This is a genomic window from Deltaproteobacteria bacterium (assembly GCA_016210005.1).
GTDB lineage: Bacteria > Desulfobacterota > Binatia > HRBIN30 > JACQVA1 > JACQVA1.
In genome coordinates this window covers 1-19013 of record JACQVA010000222.1, presented here as the reverse complement: position 1 = coordinate 19013, position 19013 = coordinate 1, and the positions used below count along the sequence as shown (strand labels likewise).

Annotated in this window: 16 protein-coding genes; 14 read left to right on the top strand and 2 right to left on the bottom strand. The window is 66.0% G+C overall.

What is annotated here, in order from left to right; all coding sequences use genetic code 11:
- The first annotated feature begins 9 nt into the window (after positions 1–9).
- From HY699_21290 to HY699_21225, 14 genes are all read left to right on the top strand, one after another.
- Positions 10–282: a hypothetical protein gene (locus HY699_21290; protein MBI4518343.1), complete on the top strand. Its 273-nt coding sequence runs from the start codon at positions 10–12 to the stop codon at positions 280–282.
- Between the two features lie 66 nt (positions 283–348).
- Positions 349–1449 carry a hypothetical protein gene (locus tag HY699_21285; protein MBI4518342.1) on the top strand — a complete coding sequence of 367 codons (1101 nt, stop codon included), beginning with the start codon at positions 349–351 and terminating at the stop codon, positions 1447–1449.
- Between the two features lie 128 nt (positions 1450–1577).
- Positions 1578–2132: a hypothetical protein gene (locus HY699_21280; protein MBI4518341.1), complete on the top strand. Its 555-nt coding sequence runs from the start codon at positions 1578–1580 to the stop codon at positions 2130–2132.
- Positions 2129–4636 carry a sulfatase-like hydrolase/transferase gene (locus HY699_21275; GenBank protein ID MBI4518340.1) on the top strand — a complete coding sequence of 836 codons (2508 nt, stop codon included), beginning with the start codon at positions 2129–2131 and terminating at the stop codon, positions 4634–4636. Before HY699_21280 ends, HY699_21275 begins: the two co-directional genes overlap by 4 nt.
- Positions 4637–4749: 113 nt before the next feature.
- Positions 4750–8454 (top strand): right-handed parallel beta-helix repeat-containing protein, encoded by a 3705-nt coding sequence (locus tag HY699_21270; GenBank protein ID MBI4518339.1) that lies wholly within the window; start codon positions 4750–4752, stop codon positions 8452–8454.
- Between the two features lie 207 nt (positions 8455–8661).
- Positions 8662–9048 (top strand): response regulator, encoded by a 387-nt coding sequence (locus HY699_21265; protein MBI4518338.1) that lies wholly within the window; start codon positions 8662–8664, stop codon positions 9046–9048.
- Positions 9049–9090: 42 nt separating this feature from the next.
- Positions 9091–9480, top strand: a complete 390-nt coding sequence (locus HY699_21260) for a response regulator (GenBank protein ID MBI4518337.1) — start codon at positions 9091–9093, stop codon at positions 9478–9480.
- 13 nt (positions 9481–9493) lie between these two features.
- Complete coding sequence (tmk, locus tag HY699_21255) at positions 9494–10099, top strand: dTMP kinase (protein MBI4518336.1); 606 nt, start codon at positions 9494–9496, stop codon at positions 10097–10099.
- Complete coding sequence (gene holB, locus HY699_21250) at positions 10096–11082, top strand: DNA polymerase III subunit delta' (protein MBI4518335.1); 987 nt, start codon at positions 10096–10098, stop codon at positions 11080–11082. The genes tmk and holB overlap by 4 nt, the downstream gene beginning before the upstream one ends.
- On the top strand, positions 11079–11915 hold the full coding sequence (locus HY699_21245; GenBank protein ID MBI4518334.1) for a stage 0 sporulation protein: 837 nt from the start codon (positions 11079–11081) through the stop codon (positions 11913–11915). The genes holB and HY699_21245 overlap by 4 nt, the downstream gene beginning before the upstream one ends.
- Before the next feature lie 21 nt (positions 11916–11936).
- Positions 11937–13466: a methionine--tRNA ligase gene (gene metG, locus HY699_21240; protein MBI4518333.1), complete on the top strand. Its 1530-nt coding sequence runs from the start codon at positions 11937–11939 to the stop codon at positions 13464–13466.
- A gap of 94 nt (positions 13467–13560) precedes the next feature.
- Entirely contained in the window at positions 13561–14379 is an 819-nt protein-coding gene (locus HY699_21235) for a TatD family hydrolase (GenBank protein ID MBI4518332.1), read from the top strand.
- Positions 14380–14715: 336 nt separating this feature from the next.
- A complete protein-coding gene (locus HY699_21230) occupies positions 14716–16020 on the top strand; it encodes a peptidoglycan DD-metalloendopeptidase family protein (protein MBI4518331.1) in 1305 nt (434 codons plus the stop codon).
- Between the two features lie 14 nt (positions 16021–16034).
- A complete protein-coding gene (locus tag HY699_21225) occupies positions 16035–16829 on the top strand; it encodes a glycerophosphodiester phosphodiesterase (GenBank protein ID MBI4518330.1) in 795 nt (264 codons plus the stop codon).
- Positions 16830–16853: 24 nt separating this feature from the next.
- Here the strand turns inward: HY699_21225 and HY699_21220 are convergent, their stop codons facing one another.
- Both HY699_21220 and HY699_21215 read right to left on the bottom strand, forming a co-directional pair.
- A complete protein-coding gene (locus tag HY699_21220) occupies positions 16854–17636 on the bottom strand; it encodes a 3'(2'),5'-bisphosphate nucleotidase CysQ (GenBank protein ID MBI4518329.1) in 783 nt (260 codons plus the stop codon).
- Positions 17636–18745 (bottom strand): deoxyhypusine synthase, encoded by a 1110-nt coding sequence (locus tag HY699_21215; GenBank protein ID MBI4518328.1) that lies wholly within the window; start codon positions 18743–18745, stop codon positions 17636–17638. Before HY699_21215 ends, HY699_21220 begins: the two co-directional genes overlap by 1 nt.
- Between the last annotated feature and the right edge of the window lie 268 nt (positions 18746–19013).

The window sequence follows — 19013 nt, the reverse complement described above, 5'->3', positions numbered from 1 at the left end:
ATGAGGCCAGTGCGCAGAGCTGTTCCGGTAGTGGCGATCCTCATGTGGCTGATGGCGGCGTTGATGCCGGCGCCGAGCCATGGCAATGGCCAGCCGCCGTGCGGTCAGGCCGAGAGCCCCACCTGTGACGGCTCGTGCGATCCGGGGCTGGAATGTGTCCCGGCGCCAGAACTGCTCACGCAACAGCAGGGTGGCGCGGCGGAGAATGGCTACAGTCTCTGTGAATGCAGGCAGGTAGCTGAGCAAGGGATCACCCACACCTTGGCTGACCACCAGCGCTAGGAGCCAGCCGGAAACCACCAGCGAGGTCACACGGTGATGAGTTACACGAGCAAGAGGAGGGGTGTGATGATACTGCGGCGAGGATTGCTGGCGTTGGTGATGCTGGGCGGTGCCGGAGTGGCAGCTGCCGATGTGGCCTCCGACCAGGCCGCGGCCATTGTCGTCTACCCGGTGGTGTTCACCAGTGCCGCCGCCGGCGTGGATACACTGGTGCAGTTGAGCAACACCTCGAACACCGCGGTGAGCGCCCGCTGTTTCTACGTCAATGCCAACGGACACTGCAGCAATGACGGGAGCGTGTGCTTCAGCGGTGCCGAGTGCGGCGGCGGATTGTGTTTGCCCGGCTGGAGCGAGACCGACTTCCGCGTTACGCTCACCCCGCGCCAGCCGCTGGCATGGCTGGCATCGGAGGGACTGTCCACCTTTTGTACACCGGCGCAAACTCCCGGAGAACGCTGCCTGCCGCTCGATGGCCGCAGCCGCGGCGGTGCCGGTCAGAGCAATGCCGGCAGCCGAGTACCGCCGGTGGGCGAACCGACCTTCGTCGGCGAGTTGAGGTGCGTGGCAGTCGATGACCAGGACCGCCCCAGTGAGCGCAACGTCCTCGTCGGCGCCACTACCATGGTGCAGGCTCTCGCCGGCTCTTACGATCTTGTTCGCCACAACGCCATCGGCATCCCCGCCATCGCTGGCGCCAACGACGGCGACGACATGCTGCGGCTGGGCGAGGAATACGCCGCCTGCCCGCACACCTTGATCCTGGACCACTTCTTTGACGACGCCGTTGATCCCGCGACCGGGGCCGCAGCCTTGGGTGTGGTGGCATTGGTGCCATGCAGCGTGGACTTCGAGTTGCAAGACCCCTCTGCCGTGATCGCTCAGTTTCTTGTCTTCAACGAGTTCGAGCAGCGTTTTTCCAGCAGCACGCTGGTGGACTGCTTCGCCCTGCGCCGCTTGTCGAACCTCGACACCACCCAGCCCGTTCGCTCGATCTTCAACGTCGGGGTGGCGGGCAGCTTGATCGGGCAGACCCGCATCCGCGGCGTCGGTGCTGGCGGCCACGGCCTGCTGGGGGCGTTCTTCGATGCTCACGGCAACCAGAGCGCGGCGGCCAACATACATTTCCAAGGCATCAGCGACCCGGGCGACGTAATCCGCCTGCCGTAGGCGGCCCGTCATCACCTGACCCGGTAATTTGCCGCCGGCACTCGCTGCCCAGCAATCGGCGAGCCGCTCGAGCAGGGTGGACGAGGGCGGCTTGCTCTATTATATCGTCGGTCCACGCTGGAGGTGAGATGCGCAAGGGAATTGTGTACCTGGCGATGGTGCTGCTTCTGCCGGCAGCGGCGTGGCCTCAGGCCGTGCCGCCAAAGGACCCCGAAGCGCGGGCCACCTGGGTGGCGGAACAAACCGAAGAGGCGCTCCGGCGGCGCGAGGAATTGATGAAGCTGTCGCCCGAAGAACGCGCGGCGCGGCGGTCCGAGCGACGCAAGACCAAGGGCGAGCGCAAGAAGGAAAAGGGCAAGGACAAACCACCGAAAGTGTTCGAGCTGCACGGCCCGCTGCCACTGCCGGTAACGGTGCAAAACCCCTCCGTGCCCCAGCTCGGTGGCAAGCCCGTGGGCGGGGCGTGCCCGGCCGGGCAAGCCTGCCAGCTGAAGGCCACCCCGAACGCCGGCGAGGTGCTGGTGCTCTCCGCCGTCTGGTCCGCCACCAAGGTGCAGTGCGACGAGGTGTCCACCGCCACGCCCGCCAACGGGGCGCCGATCGCCCCCGGCTGGCGCTGCGAGCGCCTCCTCCTGATCGAAGGTACGGGTGCCGGCTACACCGCTTTCGCGGTTGCCAAGTGATCCGTGCCAACGAGCACGTCAGCAGCGTGAACCACAGCCCGGTGTTACAGGCGAGCCCCAAACCCGGCCGGCGACCAGCTGCGCTGCTGGCACTGGCGTGCGCGCTACTGGCCGGCTGCCAGTGGTTCGGCCCGCGCGTTGACCGCACCCAGATCCGCAACCTCGTGGTCATTACCCTCGACACCACCCGGGCCGACCACCTGGCCGCTTACGGTTACAAGGACATCAAGACGCCGCACCTCGACGCCCTGGCGCAGCGCGGGGTGCTGTTCGAGCAGGCGATTACGCCGGTGCCGCTGACTCTGCCCAGCCACACTTCCATATTCACCGGCCGTTACCCGACTCACCACGGCGTGCGCAACAATGGCACCTTCAGGGTGCCCGACACAGAAGAGACGCTGGCCGAAATCCTCAAGCGGCAAGGCTACCACACCGGCGCCGTCATCGGTGCCTTCGTGCTCGATTCCAAGTTCGGCCTCGATCAGGGCTTCGACAGTTACGACGACAACCTCCACACCGGCAAGAAGGGGCCGATGTTCATGTTCGACGAGCGGCCCGGGCGCTCGGTCACTGACCAAGGCGTGGCGTGGTTGCGCGAGCACCACCAGCAGTCGTTCATGCTCTGGCTGCACTACTTCGACGTGCACGCCAACTACGAGCCGCCGCCGCCGTTCGACGTGCTGTACGACAAGCGCCCGTACGACGGCGAGATCGCCGGCGTCGATGCCGAGATCGGCCGCGTGATCAGCGCGCTCGGCGATTTCAACCGCTTGGCGGACACGCTGATGGTGGTGGTGGCGGATCACGGGGAAAGCCTCGGCGAGCACGGCGAAGCCACGCATTCGCTGCTGCTCTACGACGCCACGCTGCACGTGCCCTTGATCATGAGTCATCCCGCCTTGCACCAGGGACACCGCGTCGCAGGGCAAGTGCGTACCATCGACATCGTGCCCACCGTCCTCGACCTGCTGCGCCTCCCGATACCGGGGAACGTGGACGGGGAGAGCCTGGTGCCGTTGCTGGCCGGCGGCCGCTCCGCCGATCTTGAAAGCTACATCGAGACCCTGGTGCCGCGTTTCAACAACGGCTGGGCCGAGCTGCGCGGCGTGCGCACGACCGCCGCAAAGTACATCCGCGCCCCCCGCGCCGAGTGGTACGACCTCGCGGCCGACCCGCAGGAGAGCCGTAACCTCTTGGCCGAGCAGCCGCCGCTGCTGGCGCAGTTCTCCCGCCGCCTCGATGAGTATCTGCGCACCGACGTGCTGCTCACCGGCAGCGGCGCCGATGCCAGCCTCAAGTTGAGCGCCGCCGACCGCGAGCGCCTGGCGGCGTTGGGCTACAACGTCGATGACAAGGGCGCGGTGGCCGGCGAAGGCTTACCTGACCCCAAGGACAAGATCGGGCTGTGGGAAGAGTTCCAAGAGGCGCAAAATCTCATGCGCCGCCGCAAGCACGAAGAGGCGGTGGCGGCGTTGCGCGCCCTGCTCGAAAAGGATGCCGGCAACATCATGGCCCGCAGCTCGCTCGGCAACGCCCTGCTGGCCATCGGACAACCCGAGGCCGCCAAGGCCGAGATCGAGAAGGTCATCGCCCTCGACCCCCGCCGGCAGCAGGGCCGTACGGCCCTGGCGCGCCTGTACCGGCGCCAGGGCGATCTGGCCAATGCCTTCGAAGTCCTCAAGCAGGCGCTGGCCGGCGGCGGTAACGAGCCCGAGCTGGCCAACGAGTTCGCCGACCTGTTTCAAGAATCCGGCAACATCAACAAGGCCATCGAGTGGTACGAGGAGGCTCTGCGCCGCGATCCGCTCTACGTCAAAGCGCTCATCGGTCTAAGCAACACTTACCACCGCGCCGGCCGGGAGACCGAAGCCCGCGCCACCTTGCAGAAGGCCATCGACATGGACCCGCACAATGCCGATGCGCTTTACAACTTGGGTGTGGTGGCCGATTCCCAGGGCAATCGAGAGGAGGCCGCCGGCTTTTATCGCCGCGCCCTCGAAATCGAGCCCGACCACGTGCCGACGCTCAATAACCTCGGTGGCTACTACGATCGAACTGGTCAGACCGGGCGCGCCATCGCCACCTATCGCCGCGTGATTGAACTTAGCCCCGAGCACTTCGAGGCCGTCTATAACCTCGGTACGTTGCTGTTCAAAAACAAGCAGTTTGCCGAGGCTACCACCCTGCTCGAACGCGCAATCAAGCTCAATCCCCAGGCCGGTGTGGCCTACAACAACCTCGCCCTCGCCTACCAGGAGACGGGCCGTCTCGATGACGCCGTCGCTTTGCTGCGCAAGGTGGCCGAGGGCAACCCCAAGAACGCCACCTGGTGGCTGCGCTTGGCCCGCTTGGAAGTGCAAGCCGGGCGCAAAGCTGATGCCCAAGCACACATCGAGCAGGCCATCAAGCTCGGCGGCGATTCGGTGCGCGCCCGCTTCGCTGACGACCCGCTCCTCGGCCCCCTCGTCAAACGGCCCAAGAAGCCCGCCGCCCGTGCCCACTGAGCGCTGGGCCGCCCGAGCCCGCCCTAGCTCGATTCGCCTACCCGCCGGGCCGGCAGACGAAACCCGCGATTTTTCTATTGACGGCTTCCGCCCCCGGCTGTAAAACGCCGCCCATGATTTACGTACGCTCGTCGTGGGTAGGCACACTGGCCGTGGTACTAGGTTCCTGGCTCGTTCTCCCGCCGGCGCGGGCAGTTGATATCCAGGTGTCCACGGGCGTGAGCGCCACCGACACCGCCAGTTGCGGTGTCGGGGTCAATCCCTCCTGCCGCACCGTTGGCTACGCCATCGGCACCCGCGCCGACGGTTGCCCGGTGGCGGATAAGGTGCTGCTCGCCGACGGTACCTACGACACCGCCAATGGCGACTTGTTTCCCATCGGACTGAAGGATTGCGTCTCGGTCATTGGCAACACCGGCTCGCCGAGCAGCGTAGTCGTCGATGCCAATGACGGCACCAACGGCAATGACGTCTTCAACGCCAGTGGCCCGCTGACGCAGTCGACCATCTCCGGCATGACCATTCGGCCGGGCGCGGCAACCAACACCATCACCACCACATTCGGGACCTTTACTACCACAACCGCGGGCGACGGTATCCAGATCGACGACTTGTACGGCTTCGACGCGGTCACCGCGGTGATCGAACTGAATTCGTTCGACGGTGGTGGCCGTGGCGTGGCCGCTTTTAACGATGACGATTCGGGCAACGCGGTGAACTTGTCGCCGACGATCCGTTACAACTCTTTCGCCGGACAGAGATTCGGGGCGGTCGCGTTCTATGCCTCCGAGAGCGGCCTACTGCAAGTGATGGCTCCGCTGATCTCGTCGAACGCGATGTCTTCGGTGGGCACCACCTCCGGGGTCGACGCGATTAAAGTGTCCGCCACCAGCGACGCGGAAGGCCTGGTGGCCCCGATTGTGGTCGGCAACTTCATCACCAACCCCGGCGGCGACGGCATGAGCTTGGCCGCCAGCGACCTCGAGAACGGCGACAACATCATGACTTTCAGGCCGCTCGTAGTCGGCAACACCATCACCGGGGCCGGCGACGACGGCATCTACGTTGCCGCGACTTCGTTTACGAGCACTGCCACCAGCGTCATACTGGCGTTTCAACCTATAATCGTCGGAAATACTATTACTGGCCCCGTGGACGATGGGGTTGACATGGAGGTTTCCGAAATCTCGGACTCCGCCACGTCGATCATCGTACTCGCCGACATGCTGATCGGCGGCAACACCATTGCAAGCCCAGGTGACCGCGGCGTCGAACTGAGCGTGAGCAGCTTGTCCGACATGGAGGATGCCAGGCTGCTCGTTAGTGCGACCGTCAGCGGCAACACCATCACCTCGCCCGGCGGCGACGGCATCTTGGTGAGTTTCTCCAGTTGGAGCGAAATGGACCGGGCCACCGTTTCTCCGCAGGCCACGATTTCCAACAACACGGTCACCGGCAGCACCGGCGGCGACGGTATCCACTTCATCGCCAGTAACTGGTCATCGATCGCCAGCTCCGCCGGCTCGCTGACCGCACTGCCGGTCGCTATTTCCAACAACACGGTCACCGGCAACGCCGGCGCCGGGATTATCGCCGAGGCCTTGGACATCAACAACAGCGCTGTCGGGTTCGAGTTTAACCCGACGATCAGCAACAACACGGTGTCGGGGAACCAGAGCGCCAACTCCGGCATCGAAGTTCGTTACACCGATAGCGGCGCAGAAGGCACCGCGCTGGTGTTGAACAACGACGTCAGCGGAAACACCGGTACCGGGGTGCTGATTGACCTCGTCGGCGCCAGTGGGCCTGCTGGTGGGCTGGTCGGGGTGGCTTTGCGCAGCAACACGATCACCGGCAACAGCGGCAACGCCATCGGGATCGACGCCACCTCGGTGACCACCGCAACCAACTACGCCATCGACCTCGGCGGCGGCTTCTACAACGGCGGCAGCAACGGCAACAACAAGATCAAGGGCAATAGCGGGGGCATTTTCGGCAATTGCATCGGCGGCGCCTACTGTGACATCGAGAACATCGGCGTCAACAACGTATCCGCAGTATGCAACCAGTTCACTTCCAGCGATGTCACGCCGGGAACCGGCGTGGAGGAGGGCTACCTCTACGACGATGACGACTGGGCTTTGCTCGGCGACGTCACTCCGATCTCGTATTGCGTGGTCGCCTGTGACACCGATAACGACTGTGACGACGGTCTGGCTTGCACCGGCACCGAGACCTGCGACCCGCTCGACCCGCTGGCCGGACCCGACGGTTGCGTCGCCGGCACCGCGGTGGATTGTGACGACAGCATCAGCTGCACCACCGACACCTGCAACGAGCCCACCGGCACCTGTACCAACACCGAGGTCAACGCCGCTTGCGATGACGGCATCGGCTGCACCACCGACACTTGCAGCGACGTCAGCGGTTGCGACAACGCCCCGAATGACGCGGCCTGCGACGACGGCGTCGGCTGCACTGATGATACGTGCAGCGTCATCATCGGCTGCGTGAATGCGACCAACGACGGCAATTGCGATGACGCCGATGTCTGTACCGACAATGTCTGCGATGCGACGTTGGACTGCCAGTACCCGTTCAACTCCGACCCTTGCGATGACGGGGTGAACTGCACGGTGAACGACACCTGCGATGGCGCCGGGACTTGTGCCGGTACCACGGACGACTCGCTCTGCGACGATAGCGAGTTGTGCACGGATGATACCTGCACCTTGGCGGGATGTACCAACACCAACAACGCGGCCCCATGCGATGACGGCGTATTCTGCAACGGCGCGGATACCTGCGACAGTGGTAGCTGCTCGCTGCACGCCGGGGACCCGTGCGTGCCGGGTACAACGTGCGCCCACACCTGCAACGAGGCGGCGTTGAACTGCAACGAGCCGGATTGCACCGCGTGTAACGATGGCAACGCCGGCACTCTCAATGATCGCTGCCACTCCGGCGTCTGCTTCGGCCGCATCGGCCCGGCCAACTTGGGCCAAGCCAAGACATTCAGTGTGCTGGGAATCAACTCGACCTCGATCCAGCTCACTGGCCTCTCGCCCACGACGGTGACCGGTAACATCTGTACCTGGAAGAGCAGTTTTGGAAAGAACTCCGTGCTGGGCGGCAAGGTGATCGCGACCAAGACGACGGGCGGCGCGGTCTCGTTCGGCGGCGCGTGCTCGGTTGCCAACGGCATCTACACCGGCGGTGGTTCCGTCAGCCCGGGTGCGCCAGCGGTCATCAACCCAGTGGGCACCTTTATCGCCCCCGATCCTACTGCTGCTGCCCAAGTGTCGCTGTGTGCCACCGCCGCCACCACCGCCAAAGCGGCGGCCGATATCATCGCCGATCCGCTCGCGTGCGGGAGCGTGAATACCACGATGACCGGCATCTTGGTGCCGGCTAACGGGACCCAAACGCTGGCGGTTACACCGGGGCAGCTCAACCTCATCCGGCTGGGTAACTTGCAGGTCGATGCCCGCGGGACTCTGATTATTTCCGCCGCCTCCAACCCGGGCACGGCGGTGGTGATCAACGTAACCGGCACGTTCCGCGTCGCTCGGCTGGGCAAGATCAAGGTCAGCGGGGTGCTGCCGAACCAGGTGCTGATCAACGTGCAGGGCGCCGGTGGCACCGCCACCGTGGAGCAGGAGGCTCAGCTCGAGGCCACGCTGCTCGCCACCGAGCGCGACATCTCTCTGGGCTCGAAGGGCGTTGCACGTGGTGGCCTGATGGGTGGCGCCACCGCCATCGGCATCGGGCCCGGCGCCTTGGTGGACAAGAAGATCTACAACCGCCCGCTGCCGTAGCGGCCCGTTGCTCTCGCGCACAAGGGGTTCGTGGCCATTTCCACCGGCCGCGAACCCCTTGCGCTTTTGGCCGCGCGCCTAGACCGCAACCGAGATGTCAGTGCACGGCCGCCCCCGAATAGACTTTACAAGCTTGCCACCCCGCGGTTATAAGCTGCCCAAGAGGCCGCGCCGATTGCGGGTGCGGCCCAAGAACTGAGTGTGGCGATGCCCAAGAAAATTCTGGTCGTCGAAGATGACGCGGACAATCGGCGGATAGTTACCAAGGTTTTGACCGTCGAGGGCTACGCCGTGGTCGAAGCCATCGACGGCAACCAGGCGCTGGAGAAAGCGCGCGCGGAGCACCCCGACTTGATTCTGATGGACCTGGCTTTACCCAACATGGATGGCTGGGAGGCAACCCGGCAGATCAAGGCCGACCGCACCCTGCAAGACATTCCCGTGGTGGCGCTGACGGCATTCGCTATGCGCGGCGATGAGGAGCAGGCGCGCGCGGCCGGCTGCGACGACTACATCCCGAAACCCGCCCGCCCGATGGTAATTCGCGCCATCGTCAAGAAATACGTGGGCGCGGGGGGGACGGCTGAGCGGTAGAAACTTGCGCGGCCTAGCCGCGGTGCAGCACAGTGGAGAGCTATGAGCCCGACGATCCTGGTGGTGGATGATAACCCCGATAGCGTCACCATCCTGCAAAGCATTCTTGCGACCCGCGGCTACACCGTGCTGGTGGCGGAATCCGGCCCGGCGGCGTTGCGGCTGGTCGAAGGCGATCCGCGCCCCGACCTCATCCTGCTCGATGTGATGATGCCGGAGATGAATGGCCTCGAAGTGCTCCAGCGGATCAAGGAAAAGCATGCGACCGCCAAGATCCCGGTGATCTTGGTGACCGCTAAGACCCATGACGAGGACGTGTTGAGCGGCTACCAGTACGGCGCCGACTACTACATCACCAAGCCCTTCACGGCTAAGCAACTACTCTACGGGATCGACCTGGTGCTCGGAAAGGCGGGAGCGCCGCGTGGCTGAGGGGCGCGGCCGGCTGATCGCGTTCGAGGGCACGGAAGGCACCGGGAAGTCCACTCACCTGTCACTGGTTGCCGGCGCCTTGCGGCACCAGGGCTACGCCGTTTGTGAGACCAGGGAGCCTGGTGGCACCGCCATGGGAGCGGAAATCCGCCGCCTGGTGATGCACCTCGATAGTGCCGCCCCCACCGCCCTGGCGGAGCTGCTGTTGTACCTCGCCGATCGCGCGCAACATATCGCGGAGGTGATTCGGCCGGCGCTGGCCGCCGGCCAAGTGGTGCTGACCGACCGCTTTTCCGCCTCCACGATTGCCTACCAAGCGTACGGCCGCGGTTTGGATCTGGCTACCGTCAGCCAACTCGATGCGCTGGTATGCTCAGGGCTGACGGCCGATCTCACCGTGCTGCTCGACTGCCCGGTTGCCATCGGACTGCAACGTGCGCGCGGCGACGATCGCTTTCACCGGGCCGAGACGGCCTTTCACGAGCGCGTGCGTCAAGGCTTCTTGATCCAGGCCGCCGAACACCCCGATCGCTATTGCCTGATCGATGCGACGCGCGCTCGCGAGCAAGTCACCGCCCAGGTGCTCGCCGCCGTGCGGGCGGCGCTGCCGCCGCCATGAACAGCTTCGCCAACGTTCGCGGGCACGAGTCGGCCAAGGCGCAGTTGCGCGCCGCGCTGGCGCGCGAGCGCCTGGCGCACGCGGTCTTGCTCAGCGGTCCCGAGGGTGTCGGCAAGCAGCGGCTGGCAGCGGCCTTGGCCGCACTGCTGGTGTGCGAAGACCCGACTACAACCACCGAGCCCGACGCTTGCGGTAGCTGCGCCGGGTGCCGCCAAGCCGCCGCCGGTTCGCACCCGGACGTGCGTGTGGTCGCAGTGCCGCCGGGCAAGAAAGAGATCCGCATCGAGCCGATCCGAGAGCTACGCAGCTTCATGCAGCTGGCTCCCCTGCGGGCCCGGAGCAAGGTGGCGGTTATCACCGACGCGCATGCTCTCAACCCCAACGCCCAGAACGCGCTGCTCAAGACGCTGGAAGAGCCGCCGCCACGCTCCCTGCTGATCTTGGTGACCCATACCCCGGGCTCGCTGCTGCCGACGGTGCGCTCGCGCTGCCAGCGGGTACACTGCGCCCCGTTGCCAGACGATCTCGTCGTCGAAATCTTGCAGCGTGATGGCCAGCTGACGCCGGCCGAGGCCGCCTGCGCGGCCGCCTACGCCGAGGGTAGCCCAGGGCGAGCGCTGCAACTGCGCGGCGCACTCGGCGAACGGCGCCGGCGGTTGTTGGCGCAACTTGCGGCACTGCCGGGGGCCGGTTATGTTCGCCTGGCGCAGATGATTCAAGAGACCACAGGCCGCGACGATCCGGCTCTCCCATTGGCGATCATGCTCACCTGGTACCGCGACCAAGCAGTGCGCGCGGTCGGCGCCGAGACCATCGGCCTGCGCAACGCCGACCTCGCCAGCCACTTGCCGCCGACCCGCAGCGAAACCGCCGTGCATGGCAGCGAGGCGCTCACCCAGGCGCTGGCCTGCTTGCGGCGCAGCAACCCCAACCGGCAGCTGCTCTTGGAGGCGCTGTTCCTGCGGCTGCGGAGCGAGCTATGAGCGACGAAACCGCGAGCGTGGCTAACTCGCCCCGGCTGGTCGGCGTGCGCTGCGAGAGCGGCGGCGGCGTGCGCCCTTACAGCTGCGGCGCACTCGAGCTGCAGCCCGGCGATCAGGTCGTCGTCGAAACCGAACGGGGCTCGGCCCTGGGTACGGTGGTGCGCAGCGATCTGCTGCGGCCGGTCGAGGCCGGGGCCAAACTCGGCCGGGTGATCAAGAAAGCCGACGGCCGCGACCTCGCCCGCGAGGACGCCAACCTGCGCCGCCAGCGCGAGGCGCAGCGCATCGCCCTGCACCGCATTCGCGAACGCGGCCTGGCGATGAAGCTGATCAGCGTCGAGTGCAGCTTCGACGGCGGCAAGATCAGTTTCTACTTCTGCGCCGAAGGGCGCGTCGATTTCCGTGATCTGGTGCGTGACCTGGCGCACACGCTGCACACCCGCATTGAAATGAAGCAGATCGGCGCGCGCGACGAAACCCGATTCATCGGCGGTATCGCCGCCTGCGGCCGCGAGCTGTGCTGCGCCAGCTGGCTGACGGAGTTCGAAGCGATATCGGTCAAGATGGCCAAGGATCAGGGCCTGTCGCTCAACCCCACCAAGCTCGCCGGCATGTGCGGCCGCCTCAAGTGCTGCCTGCGCTTCGAGTACCTGACCTACCGTGAGCTGGGGCGGCGCCTGCCGGCCATCGGCTCGGCGGTGGCCTGCGTCAAGGGTGACGGCGTCGTCACTCACCAAGATGTGCTCAAGCAGACGGTGAAGATCCGCCACCAAGACGGCAGTGAAACCGAAGCCAGCCTCGAAGAGCTGGTCGAACGCAAAGCGCAGCCGTAATTTCGCGCAGCCCGATTCCCAATGAGCCGCTTTTACGTCACCACGCCGATCTACTACATCAATGCCGAGCCCCACCTCGGCCACACTTACACCACCCTGATCGCCGACGTGCTGGCACGCTCCCACCGCCGCCGCGGGGAGGAGACCTACTTCATCACCGGCACCGACGAACACGGTGACAAGATCGCCAACGCCGCCGCCGCCGCCGGACTGCCGCCGCGCCAGCATGCCGATCGGGTCAGCCGCATCTTCCGCGACACCTGGGCCGCGTGCGGCTTCACCCACGATGCCTTCGTCCGCACCACCGATTGCACTCACGTCGAGGTGGTGCGGGGCTTCCTCAGCCAGCTGCACACCGCGGGTGACATATATTTCGGGAGTTACTCCGGCCTCTACTGCACCGAGTGCGAGCGGCTGTACACCGAGAAGGAGCTGGTCAACGGCCTGTGTCCGGACCATCTCAAGGCGCCGGCGCCGGTGTCCGAGGACAACTACTTCTTCCGCATGAGCAAGTACCAGGCGCGCCTGCTGGCCGAACTCGAGGCCCGCCCGCAGTTGATCGTCCCCGAGCAGTATCGCAACGAAGTGCTGGCCCTGCTGCGGGGCGAGGCGCTCGGCGACCTGTGCATCTCACGGCCGAAGTCGCGGCTGACGTGGGGCATCGAGCTGCCCTTCGATCCCGCCTACGTCACTTACGTCTGGTTCGATGCGCTGATCAGCTACATCAGCGTGCTCAAGGCCCAAGGCGAAGACGTCTTCCAGCGCTTCTGGCCGGCGGTGCACCATTTGATCGGCAAGGACATTCTCAAGCCCCACGGCATCTTCTGGCCGACCATGCTGATGGCGTTGGGCTTGCCGCTCTACCAGCAGCTGCGCGTGCACGGCTACTGGATTCGCGGCGAGAGCAAGATGTCGAAGAGCCTGGGCAACACCATCCGGCCGCTCGACATGAAGGCGCGTTACGGCATGGACGCGTTTCGTTACTTCCTGCTGCGCGACATGGTCTTCGGCCAGGACGCCTCGTTCACCGAGGACGGCTTCATCACCCGCGTCAACGCCGACCTGGCCAACAATCTCGGCAACCTCGTCAGCCGCACCCTGTCGATGCAACAGCGTTACTTCCAAGGGGCGGTGCAGCCGCTGGGCGAGTCGAGCGAGGATGATCGGGCGCTGATCGCGGCCTTCGCGCTGGCGGCGCGGGAGGTGCCGGAGCTGATCGAGCGGATGGCTTTTCACCGCGCGCTGGAATCACTGTGGCGCGCCATTGATCACGCCAACAAGTACATCGTGGTCACGGCGCCGTTTACGCTGGCCAAGGATGCCGCCCAGCGCCCGCGCGTCGGCGCCATCCTGCATCACCTGCTCGAAGCCTTGCGCGTCTCGGCGACGTTGCTGGAGCCGTTTCTGCCCGAGACCAGTGAGCGCATCCTGAGCGCCCTCAACCTGCCGGGCACCCCCGCCCTCGACGGCGCTTGGGGTACGCACTTCCACAGCGGCCATGTGACCGGCCCATCGCTGATCCTGTTCCCGCGCATCGAGCCCAACCAATGAGACGGCGGCGCCGGCTCCGCGCCGCGGCCAAGGGCGCTCGCAAGCGAAGCTTCCCACTCCGTGCCCGCGCTTCTCGGCAGTCGAGCGGTTGCTAATGGCCCCCGCCGACTTGCCGCGCCTGACCGCGGGCGTGAGCGCAATTGATTCCCACTGCCACTTGGACGAGGAGCGCTTTGCCGGCGATCGCGAGGCGGTGATCACTCGCGCCATTGCCGCCGGCGTTACCACCATGATCACGATCGGTGCCGGCGGGCCGTTGCAGTGCAACGACGAGGCGGTGGCCTTGGCGGCACTGCACCCGGCGATCTTCGCCACCGTCGGCATTCATCCGCACGCTGCCAGTGAGGCCTCGGAGCCGGCGTTGGCGGCACTCGAACGTCTGGCGCAGCAGCCGAAAGTGCTGGCCATCGGTGAGACCGGCCTGGATTTCTACTACGACAACTCGCCGCGGCCGGCACAGGAAGCCGCCTTCCGCCGCTGCATCGCACTGGCCCGCCGGCTGCGCTTGCCGCTCACCATTCACTTGCGCGACGCCGGTGAAGTGGCGATCACCATCATGCGCGAAGAAGGCGCCGCTGAAGTTGGTGGCGTGATCCATTGCTTCTCCGGCTCGGCAGCCGAGGCTCGCGCCTTTCTCGACCTCGGCTTCTATCTCTCGTTCAGCGGCATCGTGACCTTCAAGAATGCCGGTGAGCTGCAAGCCGCCGCGCGGCTGACGCCGGCGGACCGGCTATTGATCGAAACCGACGCCCCGTTTCTGACCCCCGCCCCACTGCGCGGCCGCCGCAACGAGCCGGCCTACGTCCTGTTTACCGCCCAAGCCCTCGCCGCCATCCGCGGCGTTTCGCTCGGCGAGCTAGCGGCGCGCACCCACGCCAACACCGTCGCGTGTTTCCGCTTGCCCCGGTCGTGACCAGTACTCCAGCGGCAACGGAAAAAAAGATTCGCCGCGAGCTTGATTCCCACGGCAAAGTTCAGTACGACTGCGACGCGACATAGGCCTAATCCTCAGAAACGAGGAGCGGAGGACCCAGGTTTCGTTTTGGGGTGAATCTCGGTGGCACCAGCCCCGGGATGGGCAACTCTTTGAGCCCTAACCCGTCAGCTAACTTCGCCGGCCTTCAAGGAGAGGCGCCAAACTGGATACGGCCAGGGGAGCGATCCTCTGCCGATTTTTTTTGGCGGCCGATGGCTGTGCGTGGTCATGGGGAGCCTCTCTTCTACTGTGTCGCAGGAAGGAGAGCGCGTCGTGAGAAACCAACGGTTTCAGGTGCGATCGGCGTGGCTGTTAGGCTTCGCCGTCGGTGCCGCCATCTTCAGCCAACCCGCGTGGGCCAGCCGTGCGGCAAGGCGTTCCGCCACCACCGCGCCTCGTCCGGCTGCCGCCGCTCCCGCCAGCAACAAGAGCGTGCGCCACGTGGTGCAACGCACAGAGACCCTCACCGGCATTCTGGCTAAGCGCGGCCTGAGCCGTCGCGAGATCGCCCAGTGGGACAAGGCGATCCGCACTGCCGCCGGCCCGGTGCAGCTGGCGCCGGGGCACGTGCTGGTACTTCAGCTCGAACGCGGCGGCCGCTTGGCCGCGCTCAACTACGAAGTCGACAACCACACCCGCGTGGTCGTCGAACGCGCGGGCAAGCAGCTGCGTGGTCGGACCGAGCCGCTGGCGATCAAGGTGACGGTGGTCGGCGCAGAGGGCGTGGTCGAGAAGAACTTCCACCAGGCGGCGCGGCGCACCGGTATCCCTGATCAGATCATTTCGCAGATGGCCGATATCCTCGGCTGGGAATTCGATTTCCGGCGAGTCCAAGCGGGCGATCGCTTCCGGGTGTTGTACGAGCGCCGCGTCAGCAGTGACGGCCGTGTGCTACCGCCGGGCCGGGTGCTGGCCGCGGAGATCCGCAGCGCCAAGCGGCTGGCGCAGGCTTTTTATTACGACGACGGGGTCGAAGGCACCTACGTCGATGCCAGCGGGCGGGTCCTCGCCCAGAGCTTCTTGCGCTACCCGGTGGAGTTCACTCGTATCAGCTCGGTGTTCTCGGGGGCGCGGTTTCATCCCATATTGAAGCACACGCGGCCGCACAATGGCGTCGACTTCGCCGCGCCTGTAGGCACGCCGGTGCGCGCCGCCGGCGACGGCGTGGTGATCGCCGCCGGGCGCAACGGCGACTACGGCAACCAGATCGCCGTGCGCCACGGCGAGGGGCTGTCGACGACGTACTCGCACCTGCGCGGCATCGCCCGCGACTTGCGCGCGGGAACGGCCGTCAGGCAGGGGCAAGTGATCGGTTGGGTCGGGCAGACCGGCTTGACCACCGGCCCGCACTTGCACTTCGCGCTTTATCGTAACGGGCAGTACCTCAATCCGCTGACGGCGCGGGTGTCGCTGCGGCGGCTGATCGCTGATCCGCAGCGCTTTCAGTTGGCGAAGCAGGGGCTGTTGACCCGGCTCGCGGGCGTGCCGCGGCCGCCGAGTGCGGTACCGGTGGAGCCGACGCTGTTGGCCGCGCTGCCACCGACGCGCCGGCCGGGCGTGGTCTCGATCACCCAATAGCCCGCGCACCGTTTGTGACCTCAAACTACTTTTGCGGCCCGCACCCGCGGGTGTTTGGGCACCGCGGCGCTGCCGGCTTGGCGCCGGAGAACACCCTGCCGTCGTTCGCACTGGCGCTGGAACTGGGCGCTGGCTACCTCGAACTCGACGTCCACGGCACCCGCGACGGCCACATCGTGGTGATGCACGATGAGACGCTCGACCGCACCACCGACGGCTCCGGGCCGGTCAACTCCTACACCCTGGCAGAAGTGACCGGCCTCGATGCCGGCTATCACTTCACCTTCGACGGCAAACACTATCCCTACCGCGGCCAGGGCGTGCGCGTACCGACGCTGGCGGAACTGCTGGCGCGCTTTCCCAAGGCGCGCTGCAACATCGAGGTCAAGCAGGCGCAGCCGGCAATTGCCGAAGAGGTCGTGCGCCTGATCCTCGCGGCCGGGCGCGGCGCCGACGTGCTGCTGGCCGCCGAACACGACGCGATCATGGCCGCCATCCGCGCGGCCGCGGGCGAGCAGATCGACACCAGCTTCTCGACCGGCGACGTGCTCGATTTCGTCGGCCGGCTGAGTACCGGTTTCGCCGACTATCGGCCCGCCGGCCGGGCGCTGCAGATCCCGCCGCAGTTCGGCGATATCGAGCTGATCAGTGCGCCGAGCGTGGCCGCCGCGCACCGCTTCGGCTTGGAGATCCACGCCTGGACCATCAACGATCGCCCCGAGATGGAGCGGTTGCTGGCGCTGGGGGTGGACGGGCTGATTTCCGACCTGCCGGGCTTGGCGCGCATGGCTGCCGCTGCGCACCGCTAGCGCCGGCAGTCGCGGCTCGGCCGCTTACGCCGACAGGCGCGCGATCAGATCTTGCAGCGGGCCGTGGAGCCGGCCGTTGCTGGCGATCAAGCCCGGGCGCAGCGGGTCGGGCTGATTGAAGCGCAGCGGCTGGCAGGCACGGTCGGTCATGCGGCCGCCGCCTTCGCTGACCAGCAGCGTACCGGCGCAAATGTCCCATTCGTTCTTCGGCGTCAGGCTGAAAGTGGCGTCGGCGCGGCCCGCGGCTACCAGTGCCAGTTTGAAGGCCACACTGCCGGTGAGCGCGACTTGCATGTGCGGCTTATAGGCCTCCCACTCGCCGCGTTTGTCCTCCGAGCGACTGGCCAGCACGCGGGCGCGGTCGAGCGCGGACTCGCTGCTCACGCGCGCCGGGATGCCGTTCACCGTCAGCCCGCCGCCACGTTCAGCGGCAAAGACCTCGTCGTGAATCGGGTCGTAGCTGACGCCGACGATCGGCTCGCCCCCGTCCACCAGCGCTACGCAGACGCAGAACTCGGGGATGTGTTGCACGAATTCCTTGGTGCCGTCGAGCGGATCGATGATCCACACCCGTGATTTCGCCAAACGATCGGGCTGATCGCGGGTTTCCTCGGACAACCAGCCGTCGTCGGGAAAGGCCGCGTGGATGATGCCGTGAATCCGCTCGTTGGCCTGCAGATCGGCTTCGGTCACCGGGTTGTCATGTCCTTTGTGCCGAACATCGAAGGGGGCGGCGTAGATCTCGCGGATCACGGCCCCGGCGGCCCGCGCCGCGGCGATCGCCACACTCAACTCGGGTCGCGCCATCAGCGGCTCTCCTGTTGTTTGCTGACGCGGCGATATTCGGCCGTCAGGTCCGCCAACAAGGCCTCGCGCTGATCGTAGAGCCGCTTGTGCGTTCGCGGCTCATGATTGGCGAGCGCGTAGGCGGTCAGAATCGGCAGGGCGACGGTGGCATCGAGGTAGCAGACGACCGCGTCGGGCAGCGCCTGCGGATCGACCTTGCCCCAGCTGACGGCCTCGTTGGGCGTGGCCCCCGACAACCCGCCGGTGTCGGGGCGGGCATCGGTCACTTGAATGAAGAAGTCGTGGCCGCTTTCGGCAATGCCCAGCACCTCTTGGATTTGCGGTTCGGTTTGCAACACGAAGTTCTTCGGCGAGCCACCACCGAGCAGCAGTACGCCGCTGCGGCCTTCGTGCTGTTTGGCCGCATAGACGATGGCGGCGGTTTCGTTGACGTCGCGCGAGACGTCGAAAGCGAGCTGGTTGCCGGTCAACGCCAGCGCGGCCACGTTCATGCCGATCGAGCTGTCCCCCGGCGACGAGGTATAGACCGGTACGCCGTGTACGTGCGCGGCGGCCAGCAGCGAGCGGCGGCCGAGGCCGAGCACGCGCTCGCGCTCGCAAACGTAGGCGCCGAGCCGGTAGTGGAACTCCGCCGTGCTCATGCTGCGCTGAAACTCGGGCGCCGCGATCACCTGGCGGCAAAACGCATCGGTTTCGAGCAGCACGGTGTAGTCGAAGAAGACGTCGTAGATCCGCACCACCCCTTCACCGCGCAACTCCACGTCGCTTACGAACGGCGTCCCCATGTGAAGATCGAGACCGATGCCGAAGTGCAGGTCGTGGTAGAGGTTCGCGCCCGTGCTCACCACCCAGTCGACGAAGCCGTGCTCGATCAACGGAATCAGCGCGGCGATGCCGGCCCCGGCCGGAGTGAGTGCGCCTGTGAGGCTGACACCGATGGTTACCTCCGGCGCCAGCATCCTGCGCGTAAACACCTGACAGGCCTCCCGCAAGCGGGCGGCGTTGTATGCCAAGAAGGTCGAGTCGACCAGCTCGGTGAGCGAGATCGCGCGGTGAATCGGCTGCGGAGCGATACGGCGGCGATGCTGCAGCCGGGCGGCCTTTCCCATTCGTTGCTCTCCCGTGGCTCTGAAGTTCGCGGCGATAGACGCGCGTGGCTGTAGCACATCGGCGTGAGCGAGTCAGTAGCCCCGGCCCGCATCCCGGCCGAACGCTCAATGGGTGCGCGACAAATTTGTGGGTAACGTGGTTCGGTGTTATGGCCGTCATTCCCGCGAAAGCGGGAATCCAGTTTGGCGTTTGGCGCTATGGACAAGCAGTTCTGCGTTTGCATCCTGGCCAGCAAACGGAACGGCACGCTGTACATTGGGGTGACCT